Source organism: Mycobacterium sp. NPDC003449 (assembly GCF_053588415.1).
Genome location: NZ_JBSFPX010000087.1, coordinates 13,655 through 28,431, shown reverse-complemented (window position 1 = coordinate 28,431; position 14,777 = coordinate 13,655). Strand labels below are relative to the sequence as shown.

The 14,777-nt window shown below is 64.6% G+C and carries 14 protein-coding genes; 8 read left to right on the top strand and 6 right to left on the bottom strand.

The window, feature by feature from the left end:
• Window positions 1-72: 72 nt before the first annotated feature.
• The 6 genes from ACWDTP_RS21315 to ACWDTP_RS21290 all read right to left on the bottom strand — a co-directional run bounded on the left by ACWDTP_RS21315 (window position 73) and on the right by ACWDTP_RS21290 (window position 6,472).
• Window positions 73-897, bottom strand: coding sequence for an SDR family NAD(P)-dependent oxidoreductase (locus ACWDTP_RS21315; RefSeq protein ID WP_450023362.1), 825 nt, complete (start codon window positions 895-897; stop codon window positions 73-75).
• A gap of 90 nt (window positions 898-987) precedes the next feature.
• The gene (locus ACWDTP_RS21310; protein WP_450023360.1) at window positions 988-1,770 is read right to left on the bottom strand and encodes a TIM barrel protein; all 783 of its coding nucleotides are present in this window, start codon (window positions 1,768-1,770) and stop codon (window positions 988-990) included.
• A gap of 61 nt (window positions 1,771-1,831) precedes the next feature.
• Window positions 1,832-3,139: an enolase C-terminal domain-like protein gene (locus ACWDTP_RS21305; protein ID WP_450023358.1), complete on the bottom strand. Its 1,308-nt coding sequence runs from the start codon at window positions 3,137-3,139 to the stop codon at window positions 1,832-1,834.
• Window positions 3,140-3,186: 47 nt separating this feature from the next.
• A complete protein-coding gene (locus tag ACWDTP_RS21300) occupies window positions 3,187-3,810 on the bottom strand; it encodes a bifunctional 4-hydroxy-2-oxoglutarate aldolase/2-dehydro-3-deoxy-phosphogluconate aldolase (RefSeq protein ID WP_450023356.1) in 624 nt (207 codons plus the stop codon).
• The gene (locus ACWDTP_RS21295; protein WP_450023354.1) at window positions 3,803-5,248 is read right to left on the bottom strand and encodes a xylulokinase; all 1,446 of its coding nucleotides are present in this window, start codon (window positions 5,246-5,248) and stop codon (window positions 3,803-3,805) included. Before ACWDTP_RS21295 ends, ACWDTP_RS21300 begins: the two co-directional genes overlap by 8 nt.
• Before the next feature lie 27 nt (window positions 5,249-5,275).
• Window positions 5,276-6,472: a CaiB/BaiF CoA transferase family protein gene (locus ACWDTP_RS21290; RefSeq protein ID WP_450023352.1), complete on the bottom strand. Its 1,197-nt coding sequence runs from the start codon at window positions 6,470-6,472 to the stop codon at window positions 5,276-5,278.
• Between the two features lie 214 nt (window positions 6,473-6,686).
• Here ACWDTP_RS21290 and ACWDTP_RS21285 point away from each other — a divergent pair, with 214 nt between their 5' ends.
• The 8 genes from ACWDTP_RS21285 (at window position 6,687) to ACWDTP_RS21250 (ending at window position 14,775) form a co-directional block, all read left to right on the top strand.
• Complete coding sequence (locus ACWDTP_RS21285; RefSeq protein WP_450023350.1) at window positions 6,687-7,580, top strand: amino acid ABC transporter substrate-binding protein; 894 nt, start codon at window positions 6,687-6,689, stop codon at window positions 7,578-7,580.
• A gap of 122 nt (window positions 7,581-7,702) precedes the next feature.
• Window positions 7,703-8,386, top strand: a complete 684-nt coding sequence (locus tag ACWDTP_RS21280; protein ID WP_450023364.1) for an amino acid ABC transporter permease — start codon at window positions 7,703-7,705, stop codon at window positions 8,384-8,386.
• Window positions 8,383-9,051: an amino acid ABC transporter permease gene (locus ACWDTP_RS21275; RefSeq protein ID WP_450023348.1), complete on the top strand. Its 669-nt coding sequence runs from the start codon at window positions 8,383-8,385 to the stop codon at window positions 9,049-9,051. Before ACWDTP_RS21280 ends, ACWDTP_RS21275 begins: the two co-directional genes overlap by 4 nt.
• Window positions 9,048-9,776 carry an amino acid ABC transporter ATP-binding protein gene (locus tag ACWDTP_RS21270; RefSeq protein ID WP_450023347.1) on the top strand — a complete coding sequence of 243 codons (729 nt, stop codon included), beginning with the start codon at window positions 9,048-9,050 and terminating at the stop codon, window positions 9,774-9,776. Before ACWDTP_RS21275 ends, ACWDTP_RS21270 begins: the two co-directional genes overlap by 4 nt.
• Before the next feature lie 6 nt (window positions 9,777-9,782).
• A complete protein-coding gene (locus tag ACWDTP_RS21265; protein ID WP_450023345.1) occupies window positions 9,783-10,667 on the top strand; it encodes a CoA transferase subunit A in 885 nt (294 codons plus the stop codon).
• Window positions 10,660-11,457: a CoA-transferase subunit beta gene (locus ACWDTP_RS21260; RefSeq protein WP_450023343.1), complete on the top strand. Its 798-nt coding sequence runs from the start codon at window positions 10,660-10,662 to the stop codon at window positions 11,455-11,457. Before ACWDTP_RS21265 ends, ACWDTP_RS21260 begins: the two co-directional genes overlap by 8 nt.
• 9 nt (window positions 11,458-11,466) lie before the next feature.
• Window positions 11,467-13,035 (top strand): GMC oxidoreductase, encoded by a 1,569-nt coding sequence (locus tag ACWDTP_RS21255; RefSeq protein ID WP_450023341.1) that lies wholly within the window; start codon window positions 11,467-11,469, stop codon window positions 13,033-13,035.
• A 36-nt stretch (window positions 13,036-13,071) separates the two neighbouring features.
• The gene (locus ACWDTP_RS21250; protein WP_450023339.1) at window positions 13,072-14,775 is read left to right on the top strand and encodes a thiamine pyrophosphate-binding protein; all 1,704 of its coding nucleotides are present in this window, start codon (window positions 13,072-13,074) and stop codon (window positions 14,773-14,775) included.
• Window positions 14,776-14,777: the final 2 nt, after the last annotated feature.

Below are 14,777 nucleotides of genomic sequence, written 5' to 3'. Positions count from 1 at the left end.
TGCGCGTCTGTTGCCCGCCACGCCGGAAAACACCGGCACTTTGCGCACGCTCGCGGCCGGCGACGGTGCGGATCAGCGTGGCATCAACCGCCCGACGATGGTCGGGAACAGCCGCTGATAGCCCGATCCGGTCAAGCGGACCAGGACGTCGAGGATCTTGGCGTCGGCGCCGACCAGCACGCGGGCCCGGTCCTTGCGGACGGCCTCGAGGATGATCTTGGCGGCCCGTTCCGGGGTGGTGTTCGCCAGCTTGCGGTCGAAGGCCTCGGCGAGGCGTGCCGAATCGAGACCCTCGGCGGCGGTCGCGTTGCGGGCGATCGCGGTCTTGATGCCGCCGGGATGCACACAGGTCACCTTGACCGGATGCTTGGCCACCGCCATCTCCTGGCGCAGCGCCTCGGTGAACCCGCGCACCGCGAATTTCGCCGAGTTGTAGGCGGCCTGGCCGGGCACCGCGAAGATGCCGAACAGGCTCGACACGTTGACGATGTGGCCGTCCCCCGACTCGATGAGGTGCGGCAGGAATGCCTTCGTACCGTTGACGACGCCCCAGAAGTCGACGTCCATCACCCGCTCGATGTCCTTGAACTGGGAGATCTCGACGTCGCCGGTGAACGCGATGCCCGCATTGTTGTAGATCTGGTTGACCTTGCCGAAGTGCTCCTTGACCGCGTCGGCGTACAGCTGGAACGCCTCGCGCTCGGTGACGTCGATCCGGTCGGCCTTGACCGGGACACCGATGGCCTTGAGGCGTTCCTCGGTAGCGGCCAGACCCTCGGTGTCGACATCGCTGATCGCCAGTTTGGCGCCCGACCGTCCGAGTTCGATGGCCAGTGCCTGACCGATACCCGATCCGGCCCCGGTCACCACGGCGACCTTTCCGGCGAAGCCCTCCATGCGCACTCCCTCGTGTCGTTGGTGACTCCGAGATTAGCCGGTACCCGCGGTCCCTCCTACGTGGGGTTCAGAGCGAGGATGTCGCACCCCTCAGTGGCCGCCGCGCGATACAACGGCGCGAATGTATTCGATCGCCTCCACGGTCTTTCGGGTTGGATAGAACTCCAGTCCGATGATGCCGTCGTATCCGGTCGACACCACCAGCGCTACGAGTGACGGCCAGTCGACGTGGCCGCTCCCAGGCTCGCCACGGCCGGGGACGTCGGCGAGTTGCAGGGCCCGGATCACGTCACCGCTTTCGGCGAACACGGCGGCCGGGTCTTCGCCCTGCGCCATGGAATGGTAGAGGTCATAGAGGACGGCGAACCGTTCCGATCCGACCTGGCGTACGACGGATACGGCGTCGGCGGTGTTGTCGAGTAGGGCGCCCGGGTGGTCCACCTTCGTGTTGAACGCCTCGAGCGTGAAGGTGACGCCGGATCCTTCGGTACGCGCGACGAGTTCACCATAGACCTCGACGAGAAGCTCAAGCTGCTCACGACGCGAACGGCGCAGGTACCCTGTTCCGCCGGACACGACGATGCGGTCGCAGTCGAGTTGGCGCGCCCGGTCCACCGTGGCGGCGACGCCGTCATAGAACGAGCCCAGGTCGGTGTCGGGGAACGTGATGTTTGTTCGCGGCTCGGCGAGGATCGAGGTGATGGCCACCCCGCGATCACTGGCCACGCGTGCGATTTGAGGAACATCCCGATCGGACGTGGTCCAGAATTCCACGGCATCGAAACCCGCGTCCGCGGCGGCCGCAATGCGTTGCGGGACATCACCGGCCTCGGTGAAGAGAAGATCGACATTGGGTGCCAGCCTGATGGTCAACTCACAGCTCCTTTCGAGTCGGGCTTCGACCGAACCCGGTGATCGATCAACCGAGGCCGGATCACCAGCGAGGCCTGACATCGGGGAAGAGCCCGCGCTCGCGCAGGTCCCGCCATCCGGCTCCGTCGGGGTATGTCCATTCCTCAACCGAAGCCGGCAACATCTCCGCGCTCGTGCCTGCGGCATTCGGGGCGCAGTAGCGGCCCTGCACCACCTCGACCGGTGCGGCGAAATGCTCGTGGAGATGGTCGATGTACTCAAGGGCTCGACCTTGTTGACTGCGTGAGACCACCGCATAGTCGAAGAACACGAGGTGCTGTGCGAGTTCGCAAAGCCCGACTCCGCCCGCGTGCGGGTTCACCGGGACTCCGAAACGGGCGGCGAGAAGGAGATTGGCGATGTTCTCACTGAATCCGGCGAAGTGGGAGACGTCGACCTGCGCGACATCGATCGCTTCAGCCTGGAGAAATTGCTTGAGGACGATCCTGTTCGCCATCGCCTCGCCCGTCGCGACCCGTACCGGGGCGATGGCCTTGCGGATCCTGGCGTGGCCGAGGATATCGTCGGGTGCGGTCGGTTCCTCGACCCACCACAGGTCGAACTCGCGAAGCTGATTGATCCACGCGATTGCTTCGTCGACCTCCCATCGCTGATTCGCGTCGATCGCGAGCCGGATGTCCGGACCGACGGCATCGCGGGCAAGCCCCAGGCGACGTACATCGTCGGCAATATCGCCGGCGACCTTCATCTTGATGAGGGTGAAGCCGTCGGCCACGGCCGCGCGCACCAGGGTGAGCATCTTCTCGTCGTCGAAGCCGAGCCATCCGGGACCGGTTGTGTACGCGGGGAATCCGTCGCGTTCCAGCTCCGCGATGCGCTGGTCTTTCCCGTCCTGTCCGGCCTGCAGGATTTCCAGGGCTTGCTCGCGGGTGAGCGCATCGGTGAGGTGAGAGAAGTCGATCGCGTCGACGAGCGCCTCGGGTGTCATCTGCGCCAACAGCTTCCACAGCGGCAGCCCGGCACGGCGGGCCTTGATATCCCACAATGCGTTGACAACCGCACCGGCTGCCATGTGAGTGACGCCTTTCTCCGGCCCGAGCCACCGCAGTTGGGTGTCGTGCACGAGCAGGCGCGACACCTCGCCGATACGGTCGAGCAATTCGTCGACATCCCAATCGGGAAGCAGTTCGGCCGCGCCGCGAATCGCCATGGCCGCCAGATCGTTTCCCCGACCCTGGGTGAAGACGTAGCCGAACCCCGACGGCCACAGCGGGTCATCGACAAGCAGTTCGAGATAGGCGGCCGAATGGTCGGGATTGCCGTTGACCGCATCAGAGCCCGATGCATCCAGGGAGGTGGGGAATCGCACGTCGGCGATGCGGGCGCCGGATATTCTTGCCATATCGATGTTCCTTTTCAGCTGTGGTCGCGCGCTCCGACGCGCTCGAGGACATGCCGCGCTCGCAGACTCATGGCGCGGGCATCGCGACTGACGACTTCGTCGTGATCCAAGAACTCCCGGCCCATGCATACCGCGCGGACACCGAGGTCGAGATATTTGCGTGCGGCTTCGATGGTCACACCACCGCTGACCACGAGCGGTACATCCGGCAGGGGTCCCCGGAGGGCTGCGATGTAGTCCGGCCCTCCCACCATGTCGACGGGGAACACCTTGACTGCCGCCGCGCCGAGAACCAACGCCTGGTTGATCTCGGTCGGGGACAGCGCGCCGGGCACTATGGGCACGCCTGCGGACTGAGCGGCGTGCATGACATCCGGACGGGTATCGGGGGCCACGATGTACCGGGCGCCGGCGGCTACGACTTCGGCGACGCTGGCCGGTTCGAGTATGGTGCCCGCTCCGATGAACGCTCCGGTCGGCCGGAGTCGCTCGATCAACTCGACTGCGCCGGGAACCGTCATCGTGACCTCGACGCTTCGGACGCCTCCGTCGATCAGCGCCGAGCATGCAACGTAGGCGTCCTCGGGGTCGCGAAGCCGCACGACGACGACGACATCGTCGATCGCCAACTCACTCATGGGTTCTCCATTTCACGGCGGCTGTGCTCGCCTGTTGATATCGCTCGAATGCCACGTCGGCCAGCGAACGTTGGCAAGCGTCCGGCTCCAGCACAAGCGGAGGTTGTCGCAGGACCGAGATCGCCTCGATGTCCCATCCGCTTGCGAGAGCCGCGAGCATGGCTGCGCCGAGCGCGGAGAGCGCCGGTTCATTGTGCAGGCGCACCCTGCGCCCGAGCGTGGTCAGCCACACGGATCGCCAGCCGGCATCGGTGATGCCGACGCCGCCGATGTCGATGACGGGCAGTTCATTGCCCACGGCGGACGCGGCCGTGTCGAGGATGTGACGCGCTGCCAGGGCGACGCCACTGAGGGCGGCACGCGCGACCCGCGGCCGATCGTCGCCGATACTCAACCCCGCGACCAGTCCGCGCAGCCCGTCGTCCCAGAGCGGCGCACGTTCCCCGCGCAGATAGGGGATTGCGGTGGGAAGGTCGTCCGGCGCGGCTTGATGTGCCAGCCCGACGAGTTCGGCGACCTCGACCCCGAGCAGTCGTGCCCACCAGAGCAAGGCGTCGCCGCCGCTCTGGGTCGGGCCGTAGAGCAGCGGCATCGGCGCGGACGGGCCGGCAGGGACGTTATAGAGGCCGGGGGCCTCGGCGCTTGGCGTCGACGAGACACCCACGATGTTGGAGGTTCCGGTCAGCACGAAACCACCCGGTGATTCGAAAGCCCCTACGGCAAGAACCGCGGCCATGGCATCGGTCCATCCGGTGGCGACGACAACGCCGGTGGGAAGTCCGAGTTCGGCGGCTGCGGCTTCGGTCACCGTGCCGAGCGACTCCCATGGCCGGCCCGCCGAAGGGCAGATCGAGGCGGGCCACCCGGCCGCCTCGAGAAGCGATGAGACGGGTTCGCCCGTGCGCGTGTCACACATGCCCTTGGCCGTCCACGGATCGGTTCCCGCAACGCCGGTCAGAAACATGTTGAGGTAGTCCTTCGGAGCGAATGCATAACGCGCGCGGCGTGCGTCGGCGTCGTTGCGGGCAACCCAGGCCAGCTGTGGAAGGAGCTGCGATGCGGCCCACGGGAGGGCGGTGCCCACCAGCGGTGCGATATCGCCGAGTCGCTCGCCGAGAAGTGCGGCGGTGCCCGATGGGCGGCTGTCCTGCCATGTGATGGCCGGCCGCACCGGCCCGCCTGTCTCGTCGACGAGAACGAGGCTGGGCACGTGTCCGTCGATCGCGATGGCCGAGATTGCTCCCCGCAGTTCTGCCGGGACGTGCTCGAGGCAGGAGATCAGTGCCGCTACCCAATCCTGCGGATTCTGCTCGGCGGCCCCGTCGACGCCGACGGTGGTGTGATAGGAGGCCGAATTCCGGGCGACGACGTCTCCGCGGTCGTCGAGGAGCAGCGTTTTCACCGACGTCGTACCGAGATCGATGCCGAGATACGTCATGCGAGATGCGTCATGGGCGAGCACCGGTCAGATCACGTGGCGATCATGAAGTTGTTGAACCCGTTCGGGCGAGTATTCGAGGAATTCGCCGAAGATCGCGTCGTTGTCCTCGCCGATGAGGGGCGGGGCTTTGCGAATCGATCCGGGCGTCTCGCTGAGCTTGATGGGAATGCCGGGCAGCTTCAGCGTGCCGAGCATCGGATGCTCGACGTCGACCATCATCTCCCTGGCGGCGACCTGCGCCGAGTCGGTGACCTCGTCGACGCCCATCACCTTGCCGAACGGGATTCCGGTTTTCTCCAGAACGGCGGTTGCCTCGTCGACGGTGAGAACGGAAATCCAGTCGGTGACGATCTGCTCGATCTCCTCGATGTGGGCCATCCGTTTGGCGACCGATTCGAAACGGTCGTCATCGGCCAGTTCGGGCCGCCCGATGCCCACCGCAAGGCGGCGGAACAGCGGGTCGGTGCCTGCGTGTAGATAGATGAACCCGTCGCGAGCGCGGAAAAGGTTGGCGGGACCGCTCATCCGATCTCGCGACCCGTTTCGCGCGACGAGATGACCGTTCATGGCCCAGTCGCTGGGAGCTGTGCCCAGCGTGGAGAAGAGGGCGTCGACGGAAGCGACGTCGACTCGCTGACCTTCACCCGTGGCGCGCTGATGCATGATCGCCAGCAACGCTCCGATCGTCGCCTGATAGCCGGCGATGTAGTCGGCGACGAAGGCACCTGTCAACATGGGGCGACCGTCAGGGTGGCCACTCATGCTCATGAGGCCGGAGGCGGCCTGGGCGACGCTGTCGAAGAGGGCACGACCGGCGAGCGGGCCGGTCTGCCCGAAACCGGAAATGGACACCAGGATGATGCCCGGGTGTAGCTCCTCCATCCGTTCATAGGGAACCCCCATCGCGTCGAGCGTTCCGGGGCGGTAGTTCTCGACAACGACGTCGGCGCTGCGGATGAGGTCCTCGAGTATGGGAAGAGCCTCCGGATGCCGGGTGTCCAGGGTGCCCGCATGCTTATTTCGGCTGTACAGCATCGTGTAAATGCTCTGCCCTTTGTAGAAGGGCGCGAGCCCACGAGAGTCCTCCCCGCCCGGGCGCTCGATCTTGATCACTTTGGCGCCCATATCCGCGAGTATCTGCGTGGCCAGTGGACCGGCGATGAATCGTGTGAGGTCGAGTACCGTGACGCCGCTCAGGGCCTGCCGATCAGCCTCGATCATCTCTGGCGATTCCCTTCAGTGGATGAAAATTTGTCCGGAGGTCTATATATGTGAGCACGGGGAACGAGCCGGTGTCAATCGAATCTGACGGCATCTTGACAGCCGAAGCGATGCGCGTAGTCTAACCCGCAGACTAGTCGTCTATATGAGTAATGGTATCCAGCAAGATGGCTGGCCGGAGCTAATGCCGGCACGCTCAAAGGAGAGCATGTTGATGATCAGTACCGGAATGCAGTCTCGTCGCCGCGGACGCTCAGGCATTTTCGTAGCTGCCGCCACCACTGTCGCGGCCGTCCTGGCCGTCTCTGCGTGCTCGATCGGCAGCGGGCCCAGCTCGGGCCAGGGCTCTTCTGGCGCAGGCACGAATCCCGGTGCGCGAGGGAGTACCTGGGCGGATATCCAGGCACGTGGCGTCATCAACATCGGAGTGGGTCTCACCACGCCCCCGTTCGGCCTTACCGACAAGGACGGTAAACCCGGCGGTCTGGACATCGAGGTCGCCAAGCAACTGGCCAGCTATCTCGGCGTGGAAGCCAACCTGTTCGAGATCACGGCGGACAGCCGGATCCCGACGCTGCAAAGCGGGAAGGCCGATGTCATCTCGTTCACCTTGACCATCACACCCGAACGACAACAGCAAATCGACTTCGGCTCACCGATCATGAACATCTATCAGGGCGCGGTGGTCCCGGAGGATTCGCCGATCACGTCCGTCGAAGAGCTTGCCGACAAGACCATTGCCGTCCAGAAGGGCACGACGGGCGCGACCTACGCCGCCAAAGAGTTCCCGAACGCGACGCTGCAGCAATACGACACCGAAGTGGCGACATTCCAGGCAACGGAGCAAGGGCAGGCGGACGCCATGGTGGACCTCGTGCAGGCGCTCGAATTTCACCTCACGTCCGACACCAATCTCAAACTGGTACCCGGACAGGTCGGACCGATTCAGGGCTACTCCTTCGGGATTCAGAAAGGCAATACGACGCTTCTGGACAAGGTGAATGAGTTCCTCGAGGAGTTCCACGCCAAGGGCGAGGGCAAGAGGCTCTTCAAGGAGTCACTCGGCATAGACCCGCCCCCCGCAGCCTTCGAGGGTCTCGAGGACTGACGGCGCCTCGCTCGGTGGCGGACTACAGCCTGACATTCGGACCGGCCCGCCGCGCCGGCGCGTCTCATCTTCGACTAGAGAAGTTGGATTGAACGCCTGTGAATTTCCTTCATTACACCCAGATGTTCGTTCATGGTGCGTGGGTGACGATTTGGACCTCGACGACCGCGTTTTTCATCGGGCTGATCCTGGGTTCGATAGTTGCGACAGGGCGTCGGTCGCGTTGGCGTGTACTGCGTGCCGTCAGTACGGTCTATGTCGAGATCCTGCGGAATACACCGGTTCTCGTGCAAATCTTCATGGTGTTCTTCGGGCTGGGATCAATCGGCATTCGCATTCCTGCGCTGATCGCCGGAATCGCCGCCCTGGGGATCAACGGTGGCGCCTACCTCTCGGAGATCATCCGATCCGGGATTCAGGCCGTCCCGCCGGGACAGCTCGAGGCGGCCCGCTCGCTGGACCTTTCGCCGACGCAAATCTTCTTCAGCGTCACATTTCCCCAAGCGATCCGAACCGTGTTCCCCCCCATAGTCAATCAGTACGTCGATATGATCCTCGCAAGTTCATTGCTCTCGGCGATTGCCGTCAACGAGCTCACGAGCGTAGCCCGGATCGTCAACAGCATCACCTACGAGACCCTGGCGGTATTCGCGTTCGCGATGCTCTTCTACCTGGTGTTGACGAATGTAATTTCATTCGCGGCAGACATGTTCGCCCGGCGGGTCTTCAAGCCGCCGATCAAGGCGGGCCAGCGGGCCGGATTCCGCGGATCACGGCAACTGCAGATGGGACGTGATCGCGGATGAACGACTGGGAACAGATCTTCGAGGCCCGAGGACTACTCCTCCAAGGGTTCATCGCCACGCTGGTTCTTACGGCGACATCCATTGTCACGAGTACCGCGCTCGGGTTCATCGTCGGCCTCGGCCGTTACGCGCGCATCCCGGTGCTCGGGTTCCTGCTCAGGGTGTATCTGGAATTCTTTCGCGGCACACCACTTCTCGTACAGCTGCTCTTCGTCTACTTCGGTGCCGCCTACCTGCGTCTCGACGGGGTCACGGTGTTCGGGGCGAGCCTGTTCGCCATGACGCTGTACCAGGGTGCATACATCTCGGAGGTTTTCCGAGCCGGGTTCGAGGCGGTGCCCCCGGGTCAGCGTGAAGCGGGGACGACGCTGGGGCTGTCACGCCTGCAGATCACGAAGGATGTGGTGTTCCCCCAAACGCTTCCGATCGTCCTGGCACCCCTTTTCGGTCAGTATCTCACGCTCGTGAAGAACACCTCGATCGCCTCGGCGATCAGCTTTTTCGAAATAGTCCGACAGGGCCAGGCGATCACCGATCAAGGCGCAAACCCTTTTTATGTCTACCTGGTCGTCGCGGCGATGTTCTTCATCATCAGCTTCCCGCTCTCCCTCGTGGCCCGAGCACTCGAGAAGCGCAGCATTACCAGAAGGGAGAAGGTCGCATGATTGTCGAAGTCACCGACGTCCACAAGAGCTTCGGCGATAACAAGGTGCTCCGTGGAGTGAGCGTGTCGGTCGAGGCCGGCGAGGTCATCGCCGTCATTGGGGCGAGCGGATCCGGCAAAAGCACCCTGCTGCGGGTGATCAACGGCTTGGAGACCGTCGACTCGGGCGAGATCGTGGTCAACGGTGTGGCGGTTCATGATCGGCGCAGCGCGAGTGGCGTGCATCAGCATGTCGGAATGGTGTTCCAGCAGTTCAACCTGTTCCCCCACCTCACCGCGCTGGAGAACGCCACCCTCGCATTGCGCAAGGCCAAGAAGATGGCCAAGGCGCAGGCCGCGGAACTCGCGATGGAGTGCCTCACCCAGGTGGGCCTGGCCGAGAAGGCAGGGTTCTATCCGGAGCAGCTCTCCGGCGGCCAACAGCAACGAGTGGCGATTGCGCGCGCGCTCGCCATGCAACCGCAGGTCATGCTCTTCGACGAGGCGACGAGCGCTCTCGATCCGGAACTGGTGGGCGAGGTCACCAAGGTGATGCGAGAGCTCGCCGCCGGGGGCATGACCATGCTGGTGGTCACGCATGAGATGGGCTTCGCGCGCGAAACCGCCGATCGTGTGTTGTTCTTCGATGACGGTGTCATCGGCGAACAGGGTACGCCCGAACAGATATTCACGGCACCGGACAATCCCCGGCTCAAGCAGTTTCTTCGCCGGATCCTGGAGAAGTAGCCGGCGATGAGAAGCAAGCTCACTTCGATTTCGGATGCGGCGGCACTCGTCGCCAGTGGAAACACACTGGCGGTCGGGGGGTCACTGCTCCGCAGGCAGCCACTGGCGCTGTGCAGGGAACTCGTCCGGCAGGAGGTTCGGGATCTCACATTGCTGACGTGGGCATCGAGCCTCGCCACCGATTTGCTCGTCGGCGCGGGGTGCGCGGGCGCGTGGGAAGGGATTTATGTCGGGATGTGGTGGCAGGGCGGCGCACCCAACTTTCGTCGGGCGAGTGAAAGCGGACGGATACGGGTGCGGGACTATTCGGAGTCGTTCATGACGGCCCGCTTTCGGGCTGCCGCGCAGGGCCTGCCCTTCATGCCCTTGCAGCCCATCCGCGGTACGACCTGGGCCGAGCGTGACGATATTCGCACGGTGACCGACCCCTACACGGGGCGCGAGTTGCAGACGGTTCCGGCTGCCGATGCCGACGCGACCATCCTGCACGCTTATACCGGCGATGAATTCGGCAACATCGTGTGGCCGGTTCACCGTGACAGCGATGACATCGATCTGCTCATGGGCGCGTCGTCGCGTCGTCTCATCGTCTCGGTGGAGCGTCTCATTTCCCACGCCGAGGTCACGCGTCGCCCCAACCTCACCTATATCCCGCATACCAAGGTGGCCGCCGTGTGCGAAGCGTCTTACGGCGCCTATCCGTCGAGCTGCGACACCGTCTACGACGAGGACCAGATCGAGTTGGCCGCATGGGCTCAGGCCGGTCGGACCGAGGAGGGCTTCCGCGCATACGTCGACCGCACCGTGCGCGATGTCAGCGACCACGATGCCTATCTCGAAACGGTCGGACATGGGCGGCTCGAGGCGCTTGCGGTGGCCCAGAATGACTGATGCGACGCGCGACGAATTCATGGTGTCCACCATCGCCGGTGCCCTCCGAGATGAGGAGCTCGTCTTCGTCGGAGTCGGCACCTCGGGCAGGGCATTCACCCTGGCGGTAGGGATACCGTTGGTGGCGGCGCGCCTTGCGCAGCTCAATCATGCTCCGGCGCTTGATATTTACTGGGGTAACCTGCTCAGCCCGGATCTCTCCCATGTGCCTGCGGCGCTCACGCAGGACGCTATCACCCGTTGGCGCGGCGCTTACGCTCCGAGCGACGTGGGTCTCAAGGTCGACATGCTGGTTCGCGGGGAATTCGACGTCAGCTTCGAGTCCGCTGCACAGGTCGACCGATACGGAAATCTCAACATCACCCGCATCGGCGCGGGTGACAACCCTGCCGTTCGGTTGGTGGGCACCCTTGCGCAGCCCGAGCACCTCGCATTCGTCAAGCGGCCGATCATCGTGTGCGACCTGTCGCCGCGGGTGTTCGTCGAGAAGGTCGACTACATCACGAGTTTCGGATTCGGCGATGAGACCCGAACACGCGCGTCGTTGGGGTATGAGGCCAATGGCCCTGCGCTGGTCGTCACCGATCTCTGTGTATTCGATTTCACCCCCGACGGACGCATGCGTCTGCGCACGATGCACCCCGGCGTGACCCTCGACGATGTGCGAAACCGGATGTCATTCGAGCCGGATATCGCCGACGACCTCGCCGAGACGCCGGCGCCGTCGGCGGACATGTTGCGGCTCATCCGCGGGCAGATCGACCCGGCCGGCGCGCTGCTCCGAGCATGAGGACACGGAATGGGTGACAGAACCTACGATTTCGCGGTGGTGGGCAGTGGCCCGGCGGGCAGCGCGTTCGCGCGCACCATCCTGGACACGGCGCCGGAGGCTTCGATCCTCATGGTGGAGGCGGGGCCGCATGTGACCGTCCCGGCGGGCCGACATGTGCGACGCACCCCCGATATCGCCGACCGGGGCCGTGCCCAGATCGCGTCGCAAGGTCCGGTGCGCTCGAAGCTCGGCCTTCCGGGGGCGCGGGACGTCAAGCCAGGGGCGGGCGGCTGGCTGCCGGTCGGTATTCGGCCAGGGACGTTCCTGCTCTCCGACGGTATGACGGGCACACAGCGCAATGACTTCCCCGCGGCGTCGATGTCGTCGAACGTCGGCGGTCAGGGCTCGCACTGGTCGTGCGCGTGTCCGGCGCCCGGAGAGGGAGAGCTCATCCCGTTCCTCGATCGCCAAGCATTCGATGCCGACTTGGCGTCGAGCTATCGGCTGCTCTCGGTCACCCAAGACGCCTTCGATGCATCAGAACTCGCGCTCGGCGTTCGCGCAGCGCTTGGTGAGCGTTTCGACGAGATCCTGGACCGTCCTGTGCAGGCGATGCCGTTGGCGCTCACCCCGGACTCCGCGGGTCACCTCGGACTCGCCGGCACGGAACAGATCATGGCCCCCCTCATCGCCGCATCGGACCGGTTCGAGTTGAGAGCCGAGACGCTCGCGGTCGAGGTCCTGCTCGCCGATGATCGAGTGACCGGCCTCCGGTTGCGTGATCTTCGCTCCGGTCAGGAGTCAATCATCCACGCGGAGCACGTATTCGTGGCAGCTGACGCGTTTCGCACACCGCAGCTGCTTCACGCCTCCGGCATACGGCCGGTGGCGCTCGGCCGTTACCTCAACGACCACCTCGACGTGCGCTCTTTCGTGCAGCTCGACGACCGGTTCCGCGGCCTGGCCCTTGGCGAATCCGACGCTGTCCACGGGGGCCTCGCACGTGACGCCGGGGTGAACTGGATTCCCTACGACCGCGACGTATTTCCGTTCTCGGTGCAGGTGATGCAACTCGACGCGTCACCCATCGCACTCGACGATATGACCGCACCGTGGCCCGGTGCACACGTCGGGGTGGTGGTCTTCGGCTGCAAGGAGCTGTCCGCCGACGATCGGGTGAGCTTCGCCGACGACGAGACCGATGCGTACGGCATGCCGGCCATTCGGGTCGACTACCGCTTAACCGGTGCCGATTTGGAGATGCGCGAGGCCATGTTCGGCGCATCGGAGCGAGTGGCGAATGCGCTCGGGGAATTCGTCGGAGGCGGACCCGCGATCCTGCATCCCGGAGGCTCCTATCACTATATGGGTTCGGTTCGGATGGGACCCAGCGACGACGGCACGAGCGTGTGCGATCCGTACGGATCGGTGTGGGGCATCGACGGTCTGATGGTGGGCGGCAATGGGGTCATTCCGACGCCGACCGCCTGCAACCCGACGGCGACGAGCGTCGCGCTGGCGATTCGCTCGGCTCGACACGTCACGGGTGGCGCCGTGCGGCGCGGCGATCCATCGGTATCTTGCGGCGCCAATTGACCGACCATTTCAACCGAATTCGATGAGAAAGAGACGATGACTCAGTCCACTACCGGCGGCCAGATCGTGGTCGAAATGCTTGCCTCCCTCGGAATCCGCAAAGTCTTCGGGGTCGTCGGGGGCCAGACCCTCGCGATCACCGATGCGATCCTCGACAGTCCCGATGTCGACTTCATCCACACTCGTCACGAGAATGCCGCTGCCGTCATGATGGACGCCTACGGCCGGCTCACGGGGGAGCCCGCAGCGTGCATCTCCACCACCGGACCGGGCGCGACCAACCTGTTGACCGGCGTCGGTGGGGCGTTCCGGGATTCAAGCCCAGGGTTCGTCATCACCTGCAACAACAACGGGGAGAACATCCACAAGGATGACGCCCAGAACGCCGACCACGTCGAATTCTTCAAGCCCTTCGTCAAATACGGCCGCCTCGTTGCTCACGCCTCCTCGATCACGCAGGCGATGGAAGAGGCGTTCGTGAACGCCATGACGGGCAATCCGGGCCCGGTGCATCTGGATTTCGCGCGGGACACCATCGAGGGTGCGGTCGCAGACCCGCCGGTCATTCCCGACGAACACCCGGCTCGGTGCTGGGTCTCTCGGCGGCCCGCACCCAACGCCGTCGCTCTCGCCGAGGCTGCGCAACAGCTCCTCGCCGCCGAGCGCCCGGTAATCTGGCTCGGCAACGGTGGCAATCGGGGCCATGCGGCAACGGCGGTGCTCGCTCTCGCCGACGCCCTTGCCATTCCCGTCGTCACGACGTTCAACGGCATCGGTTCGGTACCCACCACGCATCCGCTGGTTTTCGGTGCCGTCAGCCGGATGGGCACGTCGATCTCGACCCGCGTGCTCGGCGCCGCGGACCTGGTGCTCGCGCTGGGCAACAGCCTCAACGCGGTCTCGACCACACGCTGGCGACGGGAGTTGCCGAAGATCATCCAGGTCGACATCGACCCGGCGATGATCGGACGCTACTACGCGGCCAACACGTCGGGGATCGTCTCCGATATCAACTCATTCGCGGAGGCCATGACGACAATCGTCGGCGAACGTGCGGAGGCCGAGCGTTCGAAGCGCGCAGCGTGGATCGCAGAGCTGCACGAGGCCGATCGCGACTGGTGGTCGTCGAGTGCCGTTGCGGCCGGCGACCACTTGTCGCCGCTTTCACCCGCTGACATCGTTCGTTCGCTACGTGAGGTCGCCCCGGACGACACCCTGCTGATCCCGGACGCCGGCAACCCGGGTGTCTGGTCGTTCCTGTGGGAGATCCGGACCACGAACAGCTATATCAAACCCGTCGGTTTCGGCAATATGGGGTTCGCGCTTCCTGCAGCGATCGCCTCGGTATCGATCGACCCGGACAGGCCGGTACTCGCACTCGTCGGCGACGGCTCTCTCGGAATGAGTCTCGGTGAGCTGGAGACCTTGGCGCGTGTCGGCGGTCGAGTCTGTGTCGTCGTCCTCAACGACGCCAGTTACGGCAATATCCGCCAGGAGCAAGAGCTTCACTTCAACGGCCGGACGACCGGCGTCGACTTCGGCCCCGTCGATTTCGGCATGATCGCCCGCGGTATGGGCCTGCCCGGCGAGGTCGTGCCCGATCTCACGACACTGGTGAACCGGGTGCGGGAGGTGCTCGCCGCCAACAACGGACCCGCGATCCTGGATGTCCCTCTCGATCGCAACCTGAACGCGTGGACCTATCAGGCATTCGCGCCGTACCAAGCGCCGAAGAAGTAACG